This window comes from Vibrio sp. 1CM2L (assembly GCF_023161695.1).
Taxonomy (GTDB): domain Bacteria; phylum Pseudomonadota; class Gammaproteobacteria; order Enterobacterales; family Vibrionaceae; genus Vibrio; species Vibrio coralliirubri.
In genome coordinates this window covers 519,613-544,971 of record NZ_JALNTT010000001.1, presented here as the reverse complement: position 1 = coordinate 544,971, position 25,359 = coordinate 519,613, and the positions used below count along the sequence as shown (strand labels likewise).

Sequence of the window (25,359 nt, the reverse complement as noted above, 5' to 3'; positions counted from 1 at the left end):
ATAGGTCTAAGTAGACTTTTTATCGTTATGTATTCCTGAGATACTTAACTGAGTTCATTTTAGGGCGGAACGTTTTAATAACGGCGCTTTTCCCTGTAATTCGAAACATTCACTATAGGTTGATAACTCCTCGACACCGAGGCTGATATCAACCGAGTTAGGTTAAAATATTTTATGAGTACAATGGGAATCGCAATTGGTGCGACGGCTCTTTCGTTAATACTTGTCGCCGTGTGGTTGATCTCTTTATCGCTAAGAAAGCAGCGCTTGGAACAAGAACGTAAGGCTCGTGCTGTCGCTTACCGAAAAGCGATTGAAAAAGCGCGCATACAAGAGCAAAAAGAGCGTCACTTCAAAGCCGAAACCGGTCATGTACCGTCGATTCTGTATTTGGCAAAAGAAGCTGAACGTAACAATATTAAAGAAGCTCTGTATTGGTACGACAAAGCGGCGCAACTCGATAATATCAATGGCATGTACGGCATTGTGCGCCTAAGCATGAAGCGTAAAGAAGACCTGATTTTAAGAGAGAAAGCCAACTTTTGGCAGCTGGCAATCTCTGCTTTAGACAATGACGTATCGGCGAAATTCGAGATGGGCAAAGCGCTCGTCTTTGGTCGTGGAACCGATAAGAATATCCCTAAGGGTTATACCTATATTGAAGAGTCTGCGGCTGGTGGTAATACCGAAGCGATGCTGTTTATCGGTGACTGGTGTCTCGATAAAGAAAACCCAGACTACTCAGCTGAGAGTTCTGTCGAGTGGTACCAAAAGGCCGCTGAAAAAAACAACCTAGACGGCAAGATCAAACTCGGTATGAGTTATTTGAATGGTGTGGGTGTTGAGCCTAACCATGGTGAGGCTGTTTACTGGTTTGAGACGGCTGCAGAAAAGAACAGTGCAGAAGCGATGTTTAGAGCAGGCGAAGCTTGGATAGACCATGGTGAACACGGCAACGCCATCGCTTATATCTGGTTATTCCTATCAGCTCATTTTGGTTACTCCGAAGCGAAGCATTTGCGGGATAAAGTCGGCGGGGAGCTTGGTGTGGATGCAGTCGTGGGCTTACAGGCTCTGACTAAGCCGATAATGACTAAGCTGACCCAAGAAGCAATCACTAAGCACTCAATCATTAAAGCGCTCAACAAGCTCTACAAGCGTACTATACCGATTCCTAAGAAAGTAAAAGAAGTGCTCGATGAAGAAGGTAATGAGTTGAATGTAGATGCGAGCCACATAGCGACTCAAGCGCCGAGTGCTCAAGATACGAATGTTGATTACAGCCAACAGGTGAATCCCGAGCAAGCATCAACAGAGAGACAAGCGACACCAAATAGTGATCCTCTAGATTTCAGTCAGTCTGCTGTTGAGTCTAACTGGAACAGAAACCAGTAAATTGCACTCATTGGTTGTGTACGGTCGATAGGTCGTTTTAGCTCTAATCGAGAAATTCAAGACAACAAAAAGGGAAGCTGATGCTTCCCTTTTTATTTATGTGCTATTTGCTTTTAGAGCTTAGAGCTTAGAGCTTAGAGCTTAGAGCTTAGAGCGAAAGCCGAATACTTAAGAGCTTATTAAGCTTTGTTTTGCTCAGCTTTACATACAGCCGCAGTGAACACGACGTCTGTTGAGCTGTTAAGCGCTGTTTCAGCTGAATCTTGAATCACACCGATAATGAAACCAACCGCTACAACCTGCATCGCTACATCGTTAGAAATACCGAATAGGCCACATGCTAATGGGATAAGCAGCAATGAACCGCCAGCAACACCCGATGCGCCACATGCTGAAATTGCAGCAACAAGGCTTAGTAGAATCGCAGTGAAGATATCAATCTCAATACCCATTGTGTGTACAGCAGCAAGTGTTAACACAGTGATAGTGATTGCAGCACCCGCCATGTTGATCGTTGCACCTAGAGGAATAGATACGGAGTAAGTATCTTCGTCTAGGTTTAGCTTTTTACAAAGGTTCATGTTCACTGGGATGTTTGCAGCACTTGAACGAGTGAAGAATGCCGTTACACCAGATTCACGAATACATTGCAGTACAAGTGGGTATGGGTTCTGTTTTGTTTTTGCAAATACAAGCAGTGGGTTAACCACAAGTGCAATGATCAGCATTGAGCTTAGTAGAACCGCTAGCAGTTGACCGTAGCTTGCTAGTGCATCGAAGCCCGTTGTTGCGAATGTTGTCGAAACAAGACCAAAGATACCAAATGGTGCAAGACGGATAATGAAGCGAACAATGTGTGAAACACTGTGGCTAAGGTCTTCGAAAACAGCTTTGGTTGTTGCAGATGCGTGGTGCAGTGCAAGACCAAGACCGATTGCCCAAGCAAGAATGCCGATGTAGTTCGCGTTCATTAGTGCGCTAACTGGGTTATCGACAAGCTTGAATAGAAGGGTATGAAGAACTTCCGCGATACCTTGAGGAGGGTTAGCACCTTCAGCGCCAGCAACCAGTGTCAAAGTGGTTGGGAACATGAAGCTCAGTACAACAGCAGTCAGTGCTGCAGAGAACGTACCAATCAGGTAAAGCACAATGATCGGACGCATATGAGTATGCTGACCTTTCTTTTGGTTTGCGATAGAAGCTGCAACAAGAATGAATACTAAAATTGGGGCAACAGCTTTCAGAGCACCAACAAACAGACTACCTAGTAGGCCTGCATCTTGAGCTGCTGAAGGAGAAACCATGGCGAGAACGACACCGAAAACAATACCAGCAAGGATCTGTAGAACGAGATTTCCACGAGCGATGCGGGCGAGCATGTTGTGATTTTGCATAAAATACCTGCAATTGTTAATTTATTATAGTGATGTATCTTTTTATAAAGTTGTACCAAATCCGACTATACACTAGTGGAATGGGCGGTCATATTAGCGGGATCTAAGAGGGTGTCTAGGAATAGTTTACTTTTAGGGTGATTGTTTGCGCTACGTGGTGTTTTTAGAGCTAAATGTTAAATTAATGTATTTTGATTGAGCTATAAATCTACAGAATGACATTTAATAGACTCAATATACTGTAAATCTGGAAATGTAAACGGCTATTGGCGAGAACATTGTGTGCATAAATAGTCACACTAAGACCAAATTGAAACAAAAAGCCCCACGTGTTTAACACTATGGGGCTAAGCTTGTCTCAAATATAACTTATAGTCGTTAACTTAAAGGTTTAGTCAGAAGCTTTTTTAAGATTTCGACTCTCTGATTGAACGGTTTTGTACATCTTCGAAAGCTGCTTACTGTTAGCACGTTGCTCTGCCAATGAGGCTCCATTTCTGGCTTGCTCCCGCAATAGCTTTTGATAGTTATTAAATCGTCTTTCAGACAACTCACCACTCTCAATGGCTTTGCGTATTTTGCATCCAGGCTCTGATTCATGATGGCAATCAGAGAAACGACAGTGCATAGCTAACTCTTCGACATCAGAAAAGGTTTCGCTTACCCCTTCGGCGCAGTCTGCAAGTTGCAACTCTCGCATTCCTGGCGTATCAAGCAGTAAGCCGCCCGATGTCAGTAAATGCAGTGAGCGTGACGTCGTTGTGTGTCGGCCTTTGCTGTCGTCTTCACGAATGCCACCCGTGGCTTGCTGAGTCTCCCCAAGCAGTGAGTTGACCAGTGTAGATTTCCCAACACCAGACGACCCCATCAAAGCCACCGTTTTTCCCGTTTTACACCAAGGTGCTAATACTTGAGTAGAGTCTTGGTCTAGGCTATTAACGGCTTCGATCATCAGCATCGGATCTAAGCTTTGCACTTGCTGTACTTTGTCTTGGTAGTCGTCACACAAGTCTTTCTTAGTGAGTACGATAACGGCTTCAACTTGCGCTTCATTAGCGAGAGCGAGATAACGCTCGATGCGGCTTAGGTTAAAGTCGTTATTTAACGAAACCACGATAAAAACCGTGTCGATATTGGCTGAAATATATTGTTCAGCTACGCGACTGCCTGCTGCTTTACGGCGGAAGAGCGATTGACGGTCTAGTAAACGGTCGAATTGCAGATCGGAGTTCAGAATCACCCAGTCGCCAACGGTCATTGCCGGTTGGTTTTGGTGGATGGGTAGAACAATTTCACCTTGCTCTGACGCTAAGGTATAGCCACTACGGTGATGTGCGACGATACGAGCAATGACGGAATGGTCATAGTCTTCGAGTGTCAGTTGTTGTTGGAATACAGGTTGCCATCCAAGTTGTTGAAGTGACATTGGATGAGAAAATGCGTTTTGTGAATTCATGTCTATTTACCCAGACGTGCGAGCTTTCTTTTCTTATGAGAGCATTAACGTCTTGTAAGACCCCAGATTGTTGATGAGATCGAAAAGCGTTAGTCAGATCAAAAAGCGTCGAGACGTCAAAAATGTTTGAGCTTGGGTCGAATTCAAATAGATAGGACCCCGGATTGAGTCATGCTTACAGGCATGCAGATATTGATCACTTACGATCAACAGTAAACCGGGTAAAAGTGTGCGGTAGCCAGCTGATGGCTTAATGTTGGTAGTTCGAGATTAAAGTTGGTTTAACCAAACAAAATTAACGCGTTACTTTTACTGCCAGTTTTAGTGTGTTCATTACAATCATCTTCTATTCTCCTTGGTTTATTAATGTGTTCAGGCTTTGAATAAAAAGCGCGCTCAGTTTAACAAAAAGCCACGATGGCGAGAAGTCATCGTGGCTTAAATTATTTTATCAATTGTGAATACGATTAATGATGGTCGTGGTTCATCTTTTTCATGCCGCTCATCACTTTCTTCACGGGTGCGTCGAAGGTCTGTGTTTCACCATTGGCAAAGGTCAGCGTCATCTCAATTTGCTCACCCTCTTTTAGGCTGCTTTTTAGGTCGAACAGCATGATGTGTAGGCTGCCAGGTTTAAGTACCGCTTCACCATTCGCTGGGATTGTGATCTCTTGAACTTGGCGCATCTTCATTACGTCGCCGTCAACGATAACATCATGAAGTTCTACCTTTCCTGCTGCTGGCGTTGTCGCAGAAACAATAGCGCGATCTTTATCGCTGTGGTTCATCAGAGTCGTGAATACCGCGCTGTTCACTGCTGAAGGCGGTGTTGCACGAGCATACGCGTCATGAACCATAATATCGCTATTGGCGTGAGCAAGGGGAGTGAGCAATAAGCCTGCTAGAGCAAGTGCTTTTAACTTCATGTTGTTGTCCTTAATTTTTATGTTTTGGTCTGGGACCTGACTTTTTTGTTCGAACTTTATTGGTTAAGTTCTTTATTGTTACGTTTTACTGCGTCAATTGGTTGATGGCCTCAACAATCGGCGCTGGCGTTAACGTATGCGGCACTTTAGTAATCAAGGTGCCGTCGGGCTTTAAAAAATAGAAATATGAGCTGTGGTCAAGGGTGTATTCCAACTCTGAACCTTCCAGCTCGGTCTTTCTGAAAATAACACCGTAGTTATGTGCAAGCGTGGTTGTCACATCTAACGGACCACTTAGTCCTTCCATCATTGGGTGGAAGTATTGTGCGTATTCGTATGAGGCTTCTGCTGCATCACGCTCAGGGTCAAGAGACACAAACATCGGGCGAATCTTGGCTTTTGCTTCATCAGAAACTTGGTTAAGTGCACCGGCTAACATTGCTAGAGAAGTGGGGCACACATCTGGACAGCGAGTGAAACCAAAGTAAACGATACGAATTCTGTCATCAGTTTGGTCAAAGATTTCCGTTGGCTGGTTGTCTTTACCGAAAAGGGTTGTTGCAGAGAACTCTTGTTTTGCAGCGTGTTGCTCTTGAGCTTCGTTTTGCCCATCAAGATAGCTTTTGACACCAAAGCCAAGTACAAACGCTACCACTAATGCTAACGACCAATTCTTACTCATCTTGCCATCCTTATTGCAGGGTTTACGGTTTCAACACCATCGGTGAGTTCGCCAAGCCAAGTCATTTTATCCATGGTGCACACAGGTAAAATCACGTCACCTTCATAGGTATTGTCGCCAATATTCTTTAATTGAAAACGTGCCGAGCCCATTTCCATCTCTAAGCCAGTGAGTGACAGCATTAATGTGTCAGAGGCTGCGCCTTCCCAAACTACTTTGATTTTACTTGGAACGAGTGGCTGAGCCGTCTCACTATCGAGTGTCATCGCCACCGCTTTTTGCTCACATGATGTGGTTGAAAGCATGCAGTAATCATCCAAGTTGACGTCGGCAGTTGAGTGCTCCATCGCTGATTTAAACTGCTGAATTGCTTGCGGCCCATAAAAGCCTGCCACGAGAGCGATCCCAACAGCAGCAACCTTTAATGCAGAGTGCATGTCGTGTTCTCATCTAATTTTATAAGAGCGGCGATGTTATCATACCCCTCAATACGTGCTTGTATCAAAAAGCAATTTTGTGCGTATGGTAGAACTAAAAAAGCGAAGCCATTGGCTTCGCTTTTGTCTGTTTAATAGATATGTGAGCTTAGTATTTCTAAGTTCTATCCATTCTGAACATGTTCCAGAAATACGTTGAATGATTAGTCAGCGTTACGCTCTGCGAACTTTTCCAGTCCTAAAACCAATGCAATCGCAGCAAACATCATCACAATCGCCATGGCCAACTGAGAAGGCTGAGAGGTTACCGCTTCAAAATCAAACGGTGATAGGTTTTCTTGAATCAGAGGAACTTGTTCACCTTTTGAGTTTGTGCGCCAGCTGATGGTCTCTTTCCAAGGCCAGATCTTAGGCAGCGTACCGATCATCAAACCGGTTAAGAATACCAATGTGAAGTCGCGGAATGAACGCAGTAACCAAGAGAGTACGTGCGAGAAAGTCAGCAGTCCGATCACACAGCCCGCAAGGAATAGCGCAAGTACATCGACTTGAAATGATTTAACGGCGCCAAGCACGGGGCCATACATGCCAATCAGGAGCAGAATAAAGCTGCCCGAGATACCCGGCAAAATCATCGCACAGATAGCAATCGCACCCGCAATCAGAACATTGATGCTGGTTGGTTCCATTTGCAGCGGTTTAAGCACGGTAATGCTATAAGCGAAAGCAACGCCAAGAAGCAAAAACACGAAGCGAATCATATCGCGTTTCTCTACTTGCTTAAGAATATGGAAAACCGACACCAAGATCAGGCCGAAGAAGAAAGACCACAGTGGAACAGGGTGGGTGACTAATAACCAATAAATCAATTTTGCGAATGTCGCAATGCTCGTGAATACGCCCGCGAACAGTGAAATGAGGAAGAAACCATTGATGTGATTAAACGCGGCTTTGAAGCCTTCGCGTTTCCATAAGCCAAGTACGCTAGGGTTAATTCTGCGAATGCTTTCTAGTAGCGTATCGTAGATACCAGTGATGAATGCGATGGTTCCGCCCGACACGCCAGGAACAACGTCTGCTGCGCCCATTGCCATGCCTTTGAAAAAAGTACTTAAGTAGTTCATTGCTTCATAGAGTTGAGGATGATTTTGTGCAGTATACAAACTTTAGTGTAAAAAAAGTATGAATATGCTTTTGGGGAAGGGCTTTTATTACTCTATTAATTGTAAGGCAATAAGTTGAAGTGAATATTTGCCTAACATTTAGATAACAACCACTTAGTAATTTGTCATTAAGAGCAGCGATGAAACTGATCTCTTATCAATATTGCATCTTGGTTGCATTATGCAAATGCACTTTGCAATTCGCATGAAAAATTCATGGTTTTTATGCGATGCAGGGCTTATAAAACGTTGAATAAAAGTTGGCACGCTAACTGCATTAAAAACATTGACCCTTCTTAAGCCGAGGGTCACCTAGCCAACTGACGTTGTTAGTGAACTTATGATTTGTTCACAAATATATAGAGCCAATCGCGATTATTGCGGTTGGCTATTTTTTTGCCTGTCGTTTGGTAAGTTGCTATTTTCCCATGTTCCAAGCAAAAAAAAGCTAGCCACCATTGGCGACTAGCTTAAACTTTTCTCGAATCTCGAATCTCGAATCTCGAATCTCGAATCTCGAATCTCGAATCTCGAATCTCGAATCTCGAATCTCGAATCCGTTTTAGTACCCCATCAACTGCAGCAAGTTCTCCGCAGTGCTGATTGCTTCTTTACGGTTAGCAATGTTGAGCTTTTGGTAAAGGTTACGGATGTGAGTTTTGATCGTGGTACCCGCTACATCGAGTTCTTGAGCGATCTGCTCATTACTGAATCCTGAATAGATCAGACCAAGTACTTGCCATTCACGCTGAGTGAGTGGGCTAGTGCGCACAAGCTCAGGAATGTTCGGGTGATTAACCAAGTTCTCAACAAAGTCTTCATCGAAGTGAACGGAGCGGCTGCGTTGGGTGGTGGAGATATCTTTCATGATTTGTTGCGCGCGGTGACGTTCTAAATCACCTAAGCCTGGCTTGTTACTCAACTTATCCAAGATATGCCCGATAGTTCCACCGTCTACTAAGAAGTTACCGACCATACCGGTTTGGTTAGTCATATGAAGTGCTTCTTCAAGCAGTACTCGTGCGCTGTCTTCATCGTTAATTTGTGTACGTAACACGGCTTCAACGATCAAGTTTCGGTTAGTGTCTGTAATCAGGTGCGAACGCTGGGCTTCACTCTTAAGGAAGGTCAGCGCTTCTTCGGCTTCTTCGTATTGCTCAAGGATGATGTGTGCACGAACGATGTTTCGCCACTGAAGTTGGCAGAAGTGGTTACTTGCCGATTCAGGTCGAACCGCCACACTCAGCCAATCACGTATCGCCTCTTTATCGCCTTTCACTTGCCAGAACAGAATCAAAGAAAGAGAAGCATTTGCCGTCCAATCTACGTGGTAAGTCGATTGACGCAATAAGTGCTGAATCTGGTCGATAAATTTCGACGCTTTATCAATCTCACCGCGGCTCAATGAAATACGAGCCAACATAGAATAGCTGTGTAGGTGTTTACTCGGAGAGTGGTGTCCAAGGATATCTAAGCCTTTGTAGCAACACTCTTCCGCTTCATCTAGTCGGTTCCAACACCAGAAGATCTGAGCGCGAACACGCAGCAAAAATTCATGCAGCGGCACGTATTGAAGCTGATGTTCTTCAATCAATTTGAATGCGCTGTCTTGAAGCTCAAACGCAGCTTGAACATAACCTTGAGCAATCAAGATTTCGCTTTGTTGCAGAATCGCCCACAGAGCCTGATGGTAAACTTGATACTGACGTGCCAGTTTTTCTGTTTGTTGCATCATCGGTAGCGCACGGCTTAGGTTACCCATTACGTGATTCACTTCGCCCACAACCGAGGTGGCGACAATGCGGCTGCGATAAACGGTGGTGTTCAACTGACTCAATGAAAGCTCAGCCAATTCCAATGCTTTCTCTGGCTCATTGCTGTTAATGGCAACTTGGGCGCGCAAGGCGTTGTATTGGCCTTGTTGCTGAGTATCGAGTTCAATGTTTCGAGCTTGATATTGAGTTTCAGCTTCTTCCAACAAAGTACCCACTTGGTCATAACGGTGCTGACTTTGTGCAAGCCAAGCACGCAACATCGAAAGCTTTGGCTCACTGTAAAGTTGATCGGTGGTCAGTTGCTTGATCGCCATCTCTAAAGATGAAAGCTCGCCTTGGTTGAACATCGGCCAACCGTGTTCAGTCAGGATTTGAATGATCAGTTCTGGATCTTCAGCGCGCTGTGCGTGACGTAGTGCTTGGTGCGGTGTGTTTTGCTTGATCCACGCTTTTGCAGCACTTCGATGCAGTTCTGCTTCTTGCTGAGGAATTCGAGCTTGGCGCTCATGGGCGAGGAACTCACCAAACAAGTTATGGAAGCGATACCAGTTCTTTTCACCTTCAAGAGGGTAGATGAACAAACCAAAACGGTTGAGTGATTCGATCATACCTAACGCATCTTCACGCTGTGTAAGTGCACACACAAGCTCATCGTTGAAGTGATCAAGCACAGAGCATTGCATCAAGAACTGTCGGGTTTCTTTGTCTAGCAGGTCGAATACTTCTTCAACCAAGTAGTCCCAAAGATGAGCGTGGTTAAAGTGAGAGAATGACTCTGCGGACTGTGCAAGAGTGCGTTTTTGGTGTTGTGCTTGTAGCGCGATAAGTTGCAGTGCAGAAGGCCAACCCTCTACATAACTACAAATACTGTCTGCCGTGGTGTCATCAATGCCATCGGCTACGCGTTGGTTGAAAAAGCGTGTGGTTTCTTCGGTATCAAACGCCAACGAGTCATTGCCTAATTCGATCATTAAGTCACGAACGCGCAGGTTTGCTGTACCAAGTGGTGGCGTACCACGACTGGTGACAACCAACGTTAGGTTATCGGGCATGTGTTTGAGGAAGAAGCGCATGGCTTCGTGGATGTCGTCATTGTTGACCAAGTGATAGTCATCCAACACCAGAAAACACTCGTGATGGAATTCCGACATCTCGGCAAATACTTCACTTAATAAAGAATGCAGCGATGAAAACTGTCGCTTTTCTGCCAGTTTTTGGGCGTTCGGACAGGCATTTTGAGTCGCTTTATTAAGTGATTGAAGTAGGTAGTTGATAAAGCGGAAGGCATCGTTGTCGCTATCATCGATGCTGTACCAACCCACATTAGGTTTATCTACCAACCATTGTGCAGCCATGGTGGTTTTGCCGTAGCCCGCTGGAGAGCGGAACAACACAAGCTTATAGCAATCTGCATTGTGAAGCAGATCGAGAACCCTAGGTCGTAGGATTGCATTATGTAAGCGGCCGGGACGAGTCAGTTTCGAAGGGATCCACATATCGAAGTTTTACACCTATTCCGTGGCTATGTTCTGGAATATCCCAATCTATCGTTGAGTGCACTCCAATGACATTAGCCTAATTACTTAAGTCTTTACTCATATTACGTGAAGCCAAACGTTACCGACTATGATCCTCCTCAGAAACCTTGCGCTCCTGCATGTTTTTGGGTGTCTACGCCCTTTATTTGAGACTTTGCTCACGTTGCGGGTTGGTTTATGAATGTGACTTCGTTCATCCCTACACGGGAATCTATGCAAAAGATGAGAGTTGGAAATTATTTTCGTGATCTGAATATCAGATTTGACAATGACTTTAATCTGGTTAAATAAAAGTCACATCAATTGAAGTTAAGTTATCGAACGGGAGCTTGTGATCTTAGTCACTCCAAGTTTTTGTTCGCAGTCAGAACATGAGAGTCAGATCACTAACCCTAAGTCGGTACGCCCCCTACGCCCTCCCATCTACTCCTAGTCAGTTGCATTAGCGGGAGGATGTTTAGTTTATGGTGACCATGCACGATATGTCACAGATGAATTAGAACTATTAAAAGCGAGATTTCTGAAATGAAACCAACTCAGCAAAAAACTTTCGATAAAGTGTCATTCCAAGAGAGTGTTAAGAAACATTTATCTGCAACCTACGCAACAACCGTTGAAACAGCAGACAGCCGTTCATGGTATCTAGCAATGGGTCGTGCTCTTGCAGAGCTAACGACTTTTGACCTGCTAGAAACTGAAAATGATGAAAAAATTAAGAACGCTAAGAGCGTTAACTACCTATCACTAGAGTTTTTGATTGGTCGTCTAACAGGTAACAACCTGATCAGCATGGGTCTATACGAACAGATCACTCATGCAATGGAAGAGCTAGGTCAAAACCTAACTGACCTTCTAGAAGAAGAACGCGACCCATCACTAGGTAATGGTGGTCTAGGTCGTCTTGCTGCTTGTTTCATGGATTCTTGTGCCGCTCAAGAATACCCAACAGTAGGCTACGGTCTTCACTACGAGTACGGTCTATTCAAACAATCTTTCCAAGACGGTCGTCAACAAGAAGCACCTGACGCATGGCGTGGTGTTGAAGGTTACCCATGGGAAGTAGCTCGTCCAGAACTAGCACAACACATTGGTTTTTACGGTCATGTAGACGTTGAGTTCGTTGACGGTAAAGAAGTTCGTACTTGGGTTCCAGGTATGGAAGTAAAAGCGATGCCTTGGGATCTACCTATCGTAGGTTACGAGTCAAACACGGTTTACCCGCTGCGTCTTTGGGAGTGTCAGGCAATCGCACCATTCTCACTAGCAAGCTTTAACAACGGTGATTACTTCGAAGCGCAACACTCGCTAATCGATGCAGGTAACATCACTAAAGTTCTTTACCCGAACGACAACCACGAGAAAGGTAAGACTCTGCGCCTAATGCAGCAGTACTTCCACTCAGCAGCGTCTGTTCGCGATATTCTACGTCGTCACGAAGCAGCAGGCTTCTCTCTAGAAGATCTGCCTAAGCAAGAAACGATTCAGCTTAACGATACGCACCCAACGATTGCGATTCCTGAGCTAATGCGCATCTTGATTGACGAGAAAGGTCTATCTTGGGATCAAGCATGGGAAATCAGTGCTCATACGTTCGCATACACGAACCACACACTACTTCCTGAAGCACTAGAGACTTGGTCTGAATCACTGATCAACCGTCTTCTTCCACGTCACATGGAAATCATTTTTGAAATCAACCACCGCTTCATGCAAGAAGTTCGCAAGATGTGGCCTGGTGACGGTGAGAAGCAAGCGAAGCTTTCTATCATCCAAGAAGGTTTCCACCGCATGGTTCGCATGGCAAACCTATGTGTGATTGGTTCTTACAAAGTAAACGGTGTAGCTGCGCTTCACTCTCAACTGGTTAAGAAAGACTTGTTCCCTGAGTTCAATGAAATCTTCCCTGGCAAACTGACTAACGTAACGAACGGCATCACGCCACGTCGTTGGTTGAAGTTCTGTAACCCAGGCCTATCTACGCTAATCACAGGTAAGATCGGCACTGAGTGGCCAGCAAAACTTGAGCAGCTAGAAGGCATCGCTAAGTTTGCAACAGACGCGAAATTCCAAAAAGAATTCATGGCTGTTAAGAAAGAAAACAAACAGCGCCTAGCTGATTGGGTTCAAGAGAACATGGGTATCGAGCTAGATACTAACGCTATCTTCGACGTTCAAATCAAACGTCTGCACGAATACAAGCGTCAGCACCTAGATTTGCTACACATTCTATCTCTGTACCACCGTATTCTTAACGAACCTGGTTTCGAGTGTGAGCCACGCGTATGTTTCTTCGCAGCGAAAGCAGCACCGGGTTACCACCTAGCGAAAGAGATCATCTTCGCGGTTAACAAGATTGCAGAGAAGATCAACAACGACCCTCGCATCGGTAACAAACTGAAAGTGGTATTCATTCCTGACTACCGTGTAAGCATGGCTGAAATCATCATCCCTGCAGCAGACGTTTCTCAGCAAATCTCATTAGCTGGTAAAGAAGCATCTGGTACGGGCAACATGAAGATGGCTCTAAACGGCGCGCTAACTATCGGTACGATGGATGGTGCAAACGTAGAGATTCGTGAAGAAGTGGGTGATGAAAACATCTACATCTTCGGCCTAGACGTTGATGGTGTTCAAGCTCTGAAAGCTCAGGGCTACAACCCATACGACTACTACAATGCAGACCCACTACTGAAAGCATCTCTAGACCTACTGACTGGCGATGAGTTCACTCCAGGTCAGCCAGGTCTTCTACGTGCAACGTTTGATAGCCTGCTAGACGGTGGTGACCCTTACCTATGTCTTGCTGACTTCGCATCTTACGTGAAAGCGCACGAAGACATGGGCACGCAATACAAAGACCAAGCAGGTTGGGCTAAGAAAGCAATTCTTAACACAGCATTGGTTGGTAAGTTCACATCAGACCGCTCTATCCGCGACTACGTGAACAACATCTGGAAACTTGAAGCGGTTAACCGTTAATACTTCCAAAGTAGCCAAGGCAGTTTCTGCCTTGGCTCAATTAGCTTGTGAGCAAACGAAAGGCTTAAAGGTTTGTCGTTTATAAACAAGCTCCTTACAAACCGATTGTCACAAGCTAATTGATTAGTAAAAATTAAATTAACAACCCTACAAAATAGAAAGCGTCAGAACGTTTTCGGAGAGAGCGATGAAAGAACAAACCGTATTAAAACAAGTCGCAGAAATGGCAAACATTGCCGACAGTTACGTTAGTGCGTGGGGCGATGAAGCACAAGTATCAGACGAGACGATCACGTCTCTATTGGCTTCGTTGGGCTACGATACAAGCAGCGATGATGCACTGCTTAAGTCAGCAGAAAGAAAACACAAAAAAGATGTACTAGACCCAGTTCTTGTCTTGCGTGACGGTGAGCCAGTAGAAGTGGCGCTTAATCTAGGTGTAAGTGCTCGTGAAAGTGAGTTTAGCTGGCGCTTAGAAACCGAGCAAGGAGAGGTACTTGAAGGCTATCTTCAATCTCAAGTCGTTCGTGACGAGCGTGCCGAGGGTGGCCCTTTAGTGTTTGCATTGCCAAGTGATTTGGCATGGGGTTACCACAAGCTCATTGTGAGCCGTAAGCGCCGTAAGAAGCCTTATGAGATGACACTGATCATTACGCCAAAGGCGTGTTTCAAGCAGTCACCAATCGAGCAAGGCAAAAAGCTTTGGGGACCAAGTGTTCAACTTTACACACTAAGAACTCAGCACAACTGGGGTATTGGTGATTTCGGTGACCTAAAACAATTGGTTGCTGATATCGCGTCTCGCGGCGGTGACTTCGTTGGTCTAAACCCGATTCACTCATTGTTCCCTGCGAACCCTGAAGGTGCGAGCCCATATAGTCCGTCTTCTCGTCGCTGGTTGAACATCCTATACATTGATGTGAGTTCAGTTCCTGAATTCGCACTAAGTGCAGAAGCACAACAAACAGTCGGCAGCGCAGAGTTCCAACAGCGTCTACAAAAAGCGCGTGAAGCACACTGGGTAAACTACACCGAAGTGTCTGAGCTTAAGATGAGCATCTTGCCTCTGTTATTCGCAGAATTTAAGACTCGTCATCTAGACAAAAACAGCGACCGTGCACAAGCGTTCTTAGCCTTCGTAGAAGAGGGTGGCGATAGCCTGATGCATCAAGCGGCGTTTGATGCTCTACATGGTGAACTGCATGCCGAAGATTCTGGCATGTGGGGATGGCCGGTATTCCCTGAGAAGTACCGTACATTCGACAGCCCAGCGACACAGAAGTACATCAAAGAGAACCTAGAAAACGTTCATCTGTACATGTACCTGCAATGGCTAGCTGATTGCCAGATCAACGATGCACAGTCTCTTGCTGAAGAGAAAGGCATGGCTGTTGGCCTGTACCGTGACTTAGCGGTAGGTGTTGCAGATTCAGGCAGCGAGACTTGGGCTGACGAAGGCAACCTAGTGATGGATGCGAGCATTGGTGCTCCACCTGATATTCTTGGTCCTTTGGGTCAGAACTGGGGTCTACCTCCCTTAAACCCAGAAGTGCTTCAAGAAACAAGCTACGACGCTTACATCAAGCTACTTCGTGCGAACATGAAGCACTGTGGTGCACTGCGTATCGACCACGTTTTAGGTCTACTGCGCTTGTGGTGGATTCCAAAGGGTGAGAACGCAACTAAGGGCGCGTACATCTACTACCCAGTACAAGATATGCTGTCTATTCTGGCGCTTGAGTCTCACCGTTACCAATGTAGCGTTATCGGTGAAGATTTAGGAACGGTACCGGATGAGATTGTCGACATCCTTGCAGATGCGGGCGTACACTCTTACAAAGTGTTCTTCTTCGAAACATCAGAAGATGACGGTGGTTTCATCTCACCAAAACACTACGCATCACAATCGATGGCGGCACTGTGTACTCACGATATGCCAACGCTTCGCGGCTTCTGGCACTGTGATGACCTGAAAATGGGCCAAGAGATTGGCTTATACCCAGATGCTGAACAACTAGAAACTTTGTTCGATGACCGCCTAGAGTGCAAGCAAGGTATCTTAGATTCAGTAGCATGGCATGGTTTCCTACCAGAAGGTGTGGGCCGTGATGCGAGCCAAGTACCGATGGACTCTTACCTTGCTGAGGCACTTCAACTGCACGTAGCGGCTGGTGGTTCAACACTACTGAGTGTTCAGCTAGAAGATTGGCTAGAGATGGACAAGCCAGTAAACATTCCTGGCACGGTTGATGAATACCCTAACTGGCGTCGTAAACTATCAATGAACTTGGACGAAATATTTGCTCACGAAGGCGTTAATCGTATCGCTTCTAAGCTGACTGACGTTCGAGAAAAAGCAGGTAAGTAATGACGTTGAGTGACTTGAAATTAGGTGGTTTTTTGCTTACGCCGTACGAAACTACAACCTCGGTCACTCAATAATGAATGCTCATCTGGTAGAATAAATCGTCGTTATATTGCCCGCACTAATAGCGGGCATTTTTGTATTATGTTTTTTGGATGTTTGGTTAGGGAGAAACGTTTTGGAACTAAGTTCGATTTCAAAGCAAAAACAAATATATACCCAACTATCACAGGCTTGTTTTACAGACCCATTTGCGTTTTTAGGGCCATACCTACCTTCTGAGCAAGGTGCATTACGTGTGTGGATTCCTGGGGCAGATAAAGTCGAGTTGATTGTTGGAAAGGAACCTCGTATTGAGTTAGCGCGAGAGGGTGAAAGTGGTTTCATTCTTAAGCAAGAGAGAGACTTACGTTTCACTCACTATAAGCTTGCGGTTGATTGGGCTGGCGTAGAACAGATCATCGATGATCCGTACCAGTACCACGATCTGTACGCGAGTTATGAAGATCTTCATACACCGAAAGATATGTATCATCACATGGGGGCTCAGTTTATTACGCTAGAGCGTGATGGACAGACGATTTCAGGTACGCGTTTCTTGGTGTACGCACCTCATGCAACTGCGGCAAGCTTGGTGGGTAACTTCAATGCTTGGGATGGTCGCCGCCACCCAATGCAACGCCTAGATTACGGTATGTGGGGCCTATTCATTCCTGAACTGGAAGAAGGCGCTCAATACAAGTTTGAATTAAAAGGACCAAATGGCGAAGGCTTACCACACAAAGCTGACCCATGGGGTTTCTACTCTGAGCAATACCCATCGTTCTCATCCGTGACTTACGATCATGCTCGTTACGAGTGGCAAGATGCTAAGTGGCAAAACCGCCCAGTGACGGAGAAACGTAAAGAAGCACTGTCGTTCTACGAACTTCACGCAGGTTCTTGGAAGCGTAACGCTGAAGGTGAGTTCTTAAATTATCGCGAGCTGGCAGCTGAGCTGATTCCATACTTAACGGATCTTGGCTACACGCACGTTGAGTTAATGCCAGTTTCAGAACACCCATTCTACGGCTCTTGGGGCTATCAGCCTGTTGGTCTATTTGCACCGACTAGCCGTTTTGGTTCTCCAGATGATTTCAAATACTTCGTTGATCAATGTCACCAAGCGGGTCTTGGCGTTGTTCTGGACTGGGTTCCAGCTCACTTCCCAAGTGATGATCACGGCCTAGCAAACTTCGATGGCACACCATTGTTCCATGATCCGGACCCACGTCGCGGTTGGCATCAAGATTGGAACTCGTACATTTACGACTTAGGCAGAGAGCATGTTCGTCGCTTCTTAGTTTCTAATGCACTCTACTGGTTCGAGCAATTTCACATTGATGGCATTCGTGTTGATGCAGTTGCTTCGATGCTGTACCTCGATTACTCGCGCAGCCATGATCAATGGATTCCGAACGCAGACGGCGGCAACGAAAACTATGACGCCATCGCAACCCTTAAGTGGATGAATGAAGAAGTGTACAAGCACTTCCCGAATGCGATGACGATTGCCGAAGAGTCGACAGCGTTCCCAGGTGTTTCTGCACCTACCTTCATGGGCGGCTTAGGCTTTGGCTTTAAGTGGAACATGGGTTGGATGCACGATAGCTTGTCTTACATCCAAGAAGATCCAATCAACCGTAAATATCACCACGATACGATTACCTTCCCGCTGGTTTACGCACACAGCGAGAACTACGTATTGTCTCTGTCTCACGATGAGGTAGTTTACGGTAAGGGTTCTATCCACAACAAGATGCCGGGTGATGAATGGCAGCAAACGGCAAATCTACGTGCTTATATGGGTTACATGTATGCGCAGCCGGGTAAGAAGCTAAACTTCATGGGTGCAGAATTTGGTCAGACGGCTGAATGGAACCATGATGACCAACTGCAATGGTTCTTGCTGGATTACCAACGTCATCAAGGAGTTCAGCGTTTAACGAAAGACTTGAATAACCTGTACCGCTCTGAAGTTGCAATGCACGATCTTGATTTTGACCCAAAAGGCTTTGAATGGCGTCTACAGGACTCTGCTGAAGCAAGCATTCTTGCGCATGAGCGTATCAGTGAATCTGGTGAGCGTGTATTAGTTGTCTCTAACTTTACGCCAGTGCCTCACGAGCATTTCCGCTTAGGTGTTCCTGCAAAAGGTCAGTACTCACTGCTGTTGAACACAGACTCTGAGGACTATGCAGGCAGCGGTTTTGAAGTGAAGCAGACTGTTGAGATTGAATCAGTAGAAAGCGAAGGGCTAGACACATCGATTGAACTACGCTTACCGCCGTTATCGACCGTTTTTTACAAGCTAAATTAGGTCTATAAGTTGAGCAAGCTATCGCTGCTCACTTTTCTGAAAGTCTAAAAAAGGGAACCCAAGGGTTCCCTTTTTCTATTTCAGTAAGCTGGTGAGTGTTACTTGAAGTTGGTGAGATAGAACATTGAGCGTCCGACTACCATTTCAAGGATTCGAACTGAGTCGTTGCCAAAACTATCCAACATCTTTTCACGAAATTCGCCGTTTGAGCTGAGATTAAATTGCTCAGGGTTCTTTATTTGCGAAGCATGGAAAAACATCAATTTAATCACGTATCGAAACTGCTCGTCATCTAGAGCGGTTTGCCAAGATTGGATAAAGAGCGCTTCTGATGAAAAATCTAGACTGTCTATAACGATCGATAGCATGTGTTCGTGAAGTACTGAACGAATAGCGCGGGTCGACGGATAATAGCCCTGAAGCGTCGTTAAACTAATGCCAATTTCTTGAGCAATCCTTGCATAAGTTAGTGCTTCATGTCCTTCAGCCAGAAAAAGGTTTAGTACGATGTTATCGTAGTTTTTTTGATTTTCTAGTTTCTGTACTTGAGTTATTCGAGCCATTACAAATCTCTATTGAGTGTAACATTCTGTAAACACAGTATATTAAGAGTTTCTGAATTAAATCTCAAACCCCAGAGGTAAATAAATGGTCAGTTTATCGTTAAAAAACGATAATTAACATTCATCTGTTTGAATTTTGATCATATTTAAGTGCATACAAAAACACCGCCCTATTGAGCGGTGTGTTATTTAAAGTCTTTGTTTATCTTTGCTAATTCAGATGACTAGAACGGATACCAAAATAACTGCGGCTCTAGAATACGTTTCGCAATGGCTAACACCACGATAAAAGCGATGACACTCAAACAAACTAAATCGATACGTTTCAAAGGTGCATAGCTATACCAAGTGCGTGCTTTGTGTCGACCAAAACCTCGTAATGTCATTGCGTTAGAGATCTCGTCTGCGCGGTCCAAGCTAGAGAAAATGAGCGGGCCTAGAACCTTAGCAACATTTTTGATTCGAGTAATTAGAGGCGCTTTCTTTGAGAGCTCTACACCGCGAGCCTGTTGAGCATGCATGATATTGATGAAGTCTTTTTTAACTTCAGGCAAGTAACGCAATGTTAAGCTCACCGCGTAGGCGATCTTGTAGGGAACACCGATACGGTCGAGGCTAGCTGCAAACTCAGTCGGATGCGTTGTGAAGACAAAAATCAACGCTATCGGGAACATGCTCATGTATTTGAGCGTGACAGTAACCAAGTAAAACAGTGTCTCTTGGCTCAACGAGTAGTTACCCGGCAATGTCAGCAATAAGGTTTCGCTGCCGATGAGCTCAGTACCTTGCTGGGGAGCCAGCAGGTACATGAACAGAGCATTTAGGCTTAATACGCTTGCCGTTCCTAACAACAAAGGCTTATACACGCGTACAGGTACATTGGTAAGCTTTAGCAGGTATAAACCAGTCACAATAAGCAGCGTAATCAATCTCAGGTCGAACGTAGTCAATACTACGGTCACCCAAGCTAAAAAGAGCGCAAATTTGGTGATGCCGTTGAGAGCATGAAGCGGTGATTTTGTATCAATGTAATTGATGCCGAATTTTACTTTTGATGCGTTCATTGAGCGCTTCTCTCGTAGTCGATGAAGTACTGCATGAATGCATTGGTGTCGTCGATTTTCATCATAGTCGCGAGTTCATAAATGCTGGTGGTACAAAGGTTTGCACGTTCTAGAAGAGATGGTTGACTAAATACTTCCGTCATCGCTGCATTCGCAATCAACTTGCTGTCTGCGATTACGATCGAACGTGTGGTGTACTCGAGAACGAGGTGCATGTCGTGTGAGATGATCACAACGGTAATACCCAAATCACGGTTAAGCTTTTGGATGAATGCCAGCATGGATGTGTAGTTACGGTAGTCTTGACCTGCAGTCGGCTCATCCAAGATAAGAAGCTCAGGCTCCAGCACTAAAATAGAAGCGATCGTTACACGTTTTTTCTGGCCGTAGCTCAGTGCTTCGATCGGCCAGTGACGGAACTTGCTCAGCCCACACAGTTCAAGAACATGCTCTACTTTTTCTGTGATCAGCTCTTCTGCAATATTGCGGTTACGAAGACCAAAGGCAATCTCGTCGAAAATCATATGATGCGAGATCATATGATTTGGGTTCTGCATCACGACACCGACTTTCTGGCTTCTTTCAAAGATAGAAAGCTCAGATAGGTCTTCACCATTTAGATAGGAAGAGCCTGAATCGGCATCGATCACACCCATGATGAGTTTAGTGATGGTTGATTTACCCGAACCGTTTTTGCCCAGAATCGAAACGAACTCACCTTTGCCAATCTTGAAACTCACATCTTCGAGTGCGTTCTTCTCGCCGTCGTAAGAATAAGTCAGACCATGAACTTCGAGTAAAGGTGGGTACTGCTTCTCTGCTAACGGGGCTGGGCGCTCAGCAAACCATGCTTGAACAGCAGGGCGGAACCTTTTGTAGTCTAAAGCTTTGAGGTTTGACAGCTTGTCTTCGCTGGTTAGTGGTGCTTTCGCCGCCTTAAGCGCTGATAAGTAAAGCGGTTCACGAATGCCGTGTGTATCAAGTAATTCAGAAGCCAAGATTTCATCGGGTGTCGTGTCAGCAACGATTTCACCACGCTCCATTAAGATCACGCGGTCGATATCGCGATGTAGGACATCCTCGAGGCGGTGCTCGATAATCACGATGGTCTTGTTGGTTTCTTTATGCAGCTGATCAATGATCTCAATCGTTGCCTTACCCGTTTTCGGGTCAAGGCTTGCTAGAGGCTCATCAAACAGCAAGATATCAACGTCATCAACTAAGATACCCGCTAACGATACTCGCTGTTTTTGACCACCAGAAAGGTCATGAGGTGAACGCTCAAGCATGTCCGCTAGGTCGACCATTTTTGCCGTCGACTTAACTAACGGGTACATGTCAATGTTCGACATCAACTGGTTTTCGAGTGCGAACGCGATATCTTCACCGATACTCAAACCCACAAACTGGCTGTCAGTATCTTGCAATACAGTGCCGACTTGCTCGGTATAATCGTGCATCGAAAACTCAGAGATATTCTTGCCGTTTATCTCTAAAGAGCCCGACACCTCACCTTTGATTGCATGAGGTATCAGACCATTGAGACACTGACCTAGGGTAGATTTACCACTACCACTTGGTCCAATAATGACGATTTTCTCTCCTTTCTCTATCCTTAGATTGATATTTTTTAGCGTCGGTTTATCCAGCGACTCATATCTAAAAGAGAAGTTCGAAAATGCTATAGTCATTATCGCTTATGCCTCAGTCAGGTTGCGGCTTTGTTTGTTGCGTTTAGCGACTGATTTTAGGATCAGGAAGCCCACAACAGCGATCAGAACGGTATTACCCGCTGCGATGATAGACAGTTGAGTGAAGACTTTAGTAAACGGTTCTGCGTATAGGATGGTGTCTAGGAACGCAGAGCAGCCATAGCCTACAACGTTACCTGCAAGGGCCAGTATCACGAACAACACAAAATCTTTCATTGGCAGCTCGCCTTGTTGAAGACGGTTCTTAGTCATCATAGGGAATAAGCCGATCACCATACCTACGATACCTGAGCCTAGTACCCAAGTTAACCACACGCCCCAGCCTGCGAACAGATCCGTTACCCAGTGACCGATAAAGCCAACTAAGAAGCCAACAATTGGGCCGAACAAAACAGAAAACAGTGCTAGGACTGCCATCGCTGGTTTCAATGTCGTGTTCGCAAACACTGGGACACCAAACATAGGTAAACCACCAATGCCGTACAGTGCCGCGCCAATGGCAATAACGACCACTGTTTTAGCTGAAAAGTTCATAGATAACCTCGAATACTGAAAGATAAAGCTTAATAAAGAACGAATATTCGCCATTATTAATATGCGTCTCAATGAGAACGTTTTTTGGGCAAATATAAAAAATAAGGCGCGCATTATACAGTAGAACCCTTCCATAAGGGAAGGTAAGTGTCTAGATGTCTAAAATTCCATCTGAACACCTAAATATCGTGTAAAAAGCGCAATTTTACGGTTAATCAAGCAACAAAAAAGCCAGAGCGGGTCTGGCTTTTTCATTCGTCTTAACAATGTGTTAAGCGGGTTCGTCACATATCTACGACCGTTTAGTGGTCTAGATATAGATAGTTTTGCCAACTCTTCATGCGAATAAGGACCTTACGCATGATAGACACGTGAGTGAAGCTGTCAGAATAAACGGCAACTTCAACCGCGGTACCCATAGGTAAATGGTAGTCAGACAGATCATCTGTGATGCTCAATTTAACAAACACACGACCACTGGTACGCAACGCATCAGTACCTAGAAGCGCGCCTCTAGCTTGGAATTGGCTCTCACCAATAGCTGGAATCACTTCATCAATACGTCCTTTGAATATCTTCCCTGGCAATGCTCTAAACAAGAACTCAGCTTCGTAGCCCGGTTGTAGGCGTTGTAAGGAGTTTTGTCTGAACGCTGCGGTATAGAATTGTTCTTCTGTGTGAACAAAGGTCATCACAGGAGCTAAAGGAAGCGGTACTGCCATAACACCTGGGCGCAATGCTAGCTGCGTAACGTATCCGTCAGTGGGAGCTCGAACCACGGTTTGCTCTAAATCAAACTGAGCTTTACGCAATTCAGCCAGTAAGCTTAAAACGGCTGTATTCTCGCCACCAATTTCAGAGTCTAAGGCGATTTTTGCTTGTTCTAGATTAGCATCGGCCACTTTCACGGCGGCTTCTGATGCCTTGTAAGCTTGTCTGCGTGTATCTAATTGTTGCTCGGTAAAGGCTCCGCTGTCATAACCGCGCTTGTAACGAGAGAATTCACGTTGGGCTTTATCTCTCTCTGCGATGGCTTTGATTTTTGCAGCCTCAGCTTCAGCCACTTCAGATTCCATTCCAAGTGCACCTTGGCTTGCTTCCTTTACTTTAGCTTCTAATCTTGCAACTTCAGCTTCGAATGGAACTGGGTCGATTTTGAAAAGAATATCCCCTTCCTTCAGAGGTTTGTTTGCCTCTACAGGTACTTCGATAACTTTACCCCTAACGCCTGAAACGACTGGCGTTGTTGAGTAAACTTGATTACCAATTTGCGTGAAAGGGTGGTTGTAGTTCATCAGTAGGATCAAAGTACCTATGATGACGACACCTCCAAGAACGGCGGTAGGTACTGTCCATTTATTGAGCGGGATATTAAATACTTTGAAGATGGTGATACAAAGTGCCGCATAGGTCATTATCAGCAGTAAATCCATTACTTAGCCTCCTGATCTTGAACGTTGTTTGTCTCTTTCTCTGGACTGTTTTGCTCAGCACCAGCTTGCTTGAGCTGTGCGATTTCTTCCTGAAGGGTACTCACTTGATCGATGAGAATATCGACGCGATGATGAATATCGTGTTGCTCTTCTTCTAATTTAGCGAAGCCCCAACCACGATCTTTACGCCACAGCGTTGCCCAGATCCAAAGGAAGGGCCAAATAGCGTGTAAGGTGAATAGGCTAACCCAGCCTGAGACGTGAATAGCATCTTGATGAGGGTGGTTACGTTCTTTCGCAATTTCATAGGGAATATCGTGAATAACGATGATGCCATAAAAGATAACCAATGCTACGAAAATCAGTAGACCGAGTGCAAAGTAGTCTAAAAACATAACAGATCCTTGTAATGTTAGATATTAGTTATAAATATACTACGCTATCATCCAAGTAATTGTTATAAAAATGATTTACCGAGTTGAAAATAATGTGTTGTCGCTTCTAATGCGAATAAAAGCATTGATGAATCTTATAAATTCTCATCGCGTTTGAAGAGGCTATTTTGGCTTTCTGGTTGGTATTTAAGCTGAAATGATGACAGCTACGATTCTAAATGACGGGCATAACCACAAGGGACAAATACGGATGTATATAGGTGAATTAGCGGCTATTGGCGCTGCAATTGTGTGGGCATGTGCGACATGGATCTATGGGCAATTTGGACATCGCTTCTCTGCGATGCAGTTGAACATTGTTAAGGGTATAGTAGCGTCAGGGATGATGTTGCTGGTCATGCCTCTTATTCCGATGCCGGACTTTGAACTGAGTACCAACCATTTTCTGATATTGGCAATTTCAGGTGTGATTGGCATTGCGATTGGAGATAGCGCCTATTTTGCAGCGTTGAAAAGAATCGGTGCCAATAAGACGTTGTTACTGGAGTCTTTAGCCCCGCCTCTTTCTGGTGTGTTGGCATTAATGTTCCTTGGCGCTGTATTGACAGTGCAAAGTTGGCTCGGTGTCGTGATTACAACACTGGCGGTGACCTTCGTTGTCTTCCAACCATCAAAATCGGCGAGCGGTGAATCGAATGACCAAGCGCAGTGGGGGGGCATTGGTTATGGACTTGTGGCGAGTGTCTGTCAGGCATCTGGTGTGGTTATTTCTCATTACGCGTTAGTGGCGGGCGATATTCCACCATTGTTAGGTGCATTGATTCGCCTGACGATCGGCGTGTTTGCCGTGATGCTGATTATCCCTTTCGTTGAAAAGAAGCCGTATTCATCGATAAAAAGAGATTTATGGGAAATGACCAAGCTCGATAAACTTTGGTTATTAGGAGCAATCTTTGTCGGGACGTTTCTTGCTCTATGGTTTCAACAAGTGGCGCTGAAAAATGCTAACCCTGCGATTGCACAAACCTTGATAGCGACCAGCCCGGTCTTTATTTTGGTGATTTATGCGCTGAAAGGGGAGAAGGTGTCAAAACAAAGTATCATCGGGACGCTTGCCGCCCTCGCGGGTATTTCCCTGTTCTTTTATCAATAATCTGTTGGCCTTAGCTACAGAATTACAGAATTACAG

The 25,359-nt window shown here is 45.1% G+C and carries 18 protein-coding genes; 5 read left to right on the top strand and 13 right to left on the bottom strand.

Annotation, left to right across the window (positions count from 1 at the left end; genetic code table 11):
• The first annotated feature begins 174 nt into the window (after positions 1-174).
• Complete coding sequence (locus MSG34_RS02250; protein ID WP_248336154.1) at positions 175-1,395, top strand: tetratricopeptide repeat protein; 1,221 nt, start codon at positions 175-177, stop codon at positions 1,393-1,395.
• A 179-nt stretch (positions 1,396-1,574) separates the two neighbouring features.
• On the opposite strand, the gene sstT is transcribed toward MSG34_RS02250, so the two are convergent.
• The 7 genes from sstT to malT form a co-directional block, all read right to left on the bottom strand.
• Positions 1,575-2,789 carry a serine/threonine transporter SstT gene (gene sstT, locus MSG34_RS02245; protein ID WP_048609829.1) on the bottom strand — a complete coding sequence of 405 codons (1,215 nt, stop codon included), beginning with the start codon at positions 2,787-2,789 and terminating at the stop codon, positions 1,575-1,577.
• 391 nt (positions 2,790-3,180) lie between these two features.
• The gene (rsgA, locus tag MSG34_RS02240; protein WP_248336153.1) at positions 3,181-4,245 is read right to left on the bottom strand and encodes a ribosome small subunit-dependent GTPase A; all 1,065 of its coding nucleotides are present in this window, start codon (positions 4,243-4,245) and stop codon (positions 3,181-3,183) included.
• A 467-nt stretch (positions 4,246-4,712) separates the two neighbouring features.
• Positions 4,713-5,171, bottom strand: coding sequence for a copper chaperone PCu(A)C (locus MSG34_RS02235; protein ID WP_048609827.1), 459 nt, complete (start codon positions 5,169-5,171; stop codon positions 4,713-4,715).
• Positions 5,172-5,256: 85 nt separating this feature from the next.
• Positions 5,257-5,853 carry an SCO family protein gene (locus MSG34_RS02230; RefSeq protein WP_050620424.1) on the bottom strand — a complete coding sequence of 199 codons (597 nt, stop codon included), beginning with the start codon at positions 5,851-5,853 and terminating at the stop codon, positions 5,257-5,259.
• Positions 5,850-6,290 carry a hypothetical protein gene (locus MSG34_RS02225; RefSeq protein WP_059017560.1) on the bottom strand — a complete coding sequence of 147 codons (441 nt, stop codon included), beginning with the start codon at positions 6,288-6,290 and terminating at the stop codon, positions 5,850-5,852. The genes MSG34_RS02230 and MSG34_RS02225 overlap by 4 nt, the downstream gene beginning before the upstream one ends.
• 203 nt (positions 6,291-6,493) lie before the next feature.
• Complete coding sequence (locus tag MSG34_RS02220) at positions 6,494-7,414, bottom strand: DUF368 domain-containing protein (RefSeq protein WP_059017557.1); 921 nt, start codon at positions 7,412-7,414, stop codon at positions 6,494-6,496.
• A gap of 601 nt (positions 7,415-8,015) precedes the next feature.
• Positions 8,016-10,724 (bottom strand): HTH-type transcriptional regulator MalT, encoded by a 2,709-nt coding sequence (malT, locus tag MSG34_RS02215; protein ID WP_050620425.1) that lies wholly within the window; start codon positions 10,722-10,724, stop codon positions 8,016-8,018.
• 567 nt (positions 10,725-11,291) lie between these two features.
• On the opposite strand from malT, the gene MSG34_RS02210 reads away from it, so the two are divergent.
• The 3 genes from MSG34_RS02210 to glgB all read left to right on the top strand — a co-directional run bounded on the left by MSG34_RS02210 (position 11,292) and on the right by glgB (position 18,469).
• The gene (locus tag MSG34_RS02210) at positions 11,292-13,745 is read left to right on the top strand and encodes a glycogen/starch/alpha-glucan phosphorylase (RefSeq protein WP_048614594.1); all 2,454 of its coding nucleotides are present in this window, start codon (positions 11,292-11,294) and stop codon (positions 13,743-13,745) included.
• 187 nt (positions 13,746-13,932) lie between these two features.
• Positions 13,933-16,113 (top strand): 4-alpha-glucanotransferase, encoded by a 2,181-nt coding sequence (gene malQ, locus MSG34_RS02205; protein ID WP_019821657.1) that lies wholly within the window; start codon positions 13,933-13,935, stop codon positions 16,111-16,113.
• A 175-nt stretch (positions 16,114-16,288) separates the two neighbouring features.
• Positions 16,289-18,469, top strand: coding sequence for a 1,4-alpha-glucan branching protein GlgB (gene glgB, locus MSG34_RS02200; RefSeq protein ID WP_122081247.1), 2,181 nt, complete (start codon positions 16,289-16,291; stop codon positions 18,467-18,469).
• A 98-nt stretch (positions 18,470-18,567) separates the two neighbouring features.
• Here glgB and MSG34_RS02195 read toward each other — a convergent pair whose 3' ends face one another.
• From MSG34_RS02195 to MSG34_RS02170, 6 genes are all read right to left on the bottom strand, one after another.
• On the bottom strand, positions 18,568-19,032 hold the full coding sequence (locus tag MSG34_RS02195; protein ID WP_086774926.1) for a TetR/AcrR family transcriptional regulator: 465 nt from the start codon (positions 19,030-19,032) through the stop codon (positions 18,568-18,570).
• A gap of 224 nt (positions 19,033-19,256) precedes the next feature.
• Complete coding sequence (locus MSG34_RS02190) at positions 19,257-20,096, bottom strand: energy-coupling factor transporter transmembrane component T (protein WP_122081246.1); 840 nt, start codon at positions 20,094-20,096, stop codon at positions 19,257-19,259.
• Positions 20,093-21,787, bottom strand: coding sequence for an ABC transporter ATP-binding protein (locus tag MSG34_RS02185; RefSeq protein ID WP_122081245.1), 1,695 nt, complete (start codon positions 21,785-21,787; stop codon positions 20,093-20,095). The genes MSG34_RS02190 and MSG34_RS02185 overlap by 4 nt, the downstream gene beginning before the upstream one ends.
• 6 nt (positions 21,788-21,793) lie before the next feature.
• The gene (locus tag MSG34_RS02180; RefSeq protein WP_004732085.1) at positions 21,794-22,342 is read right to left on the bottom strand and encodes an ECF-type riboflavin transporter substrate-binding protein; all 549 of its coding nucleotides are present in this window, start codon (positions 22,340-22,342) and stop codon (positions 21,794-21,796) included.
• A gap of 302 nt (positions 22,343-22,644) precedes the next feature.
• Complete coding sequence (locus MSG34_RS02175; RefSeq protein ID WP_050650987.1) at positions 22,645-23,775, bottom strand: HlyD family secretion protein; 1,131 nt, start codon at positions 23,773-23,775, stop codon at positions 22,645-22,647.
• Complete coding sequence (locus MSG34_RS02170) at positions 23,775-24,170, bottom strand: DUF3302 domain-containing protein (RefSeq protein WP_048610582.1); 396 nt, start codon at positions 24,168-24,170, stop codon at positions 23,775-23,777. The genes MSG34_RS02175 and MSG34_RS02170 overlap by 1 nt, the downstream gene beginning before the upstream one ends.
• 250 nt (positions 24,171-24,420) lie before the next feature.
• Between MSG34_RS02170 and MSG34_RS02165 the strand changes: the two genes are divergently transcribed.
• Positions 24,421-25,323 carry a DMT family transporter gene (locus tag MSG34_RS02165; RefSeq protein ID WP_248336501.1) on the top strand — a complete coding sequence of 301 codons (903 nt, stop codon included), beginning with the start codon at positions 24,421-24,423 and terminating at the stop codon, positions 25,321-25,323.
• Positions 25,324-25,359: the final 36 nt, after the last annotated feature.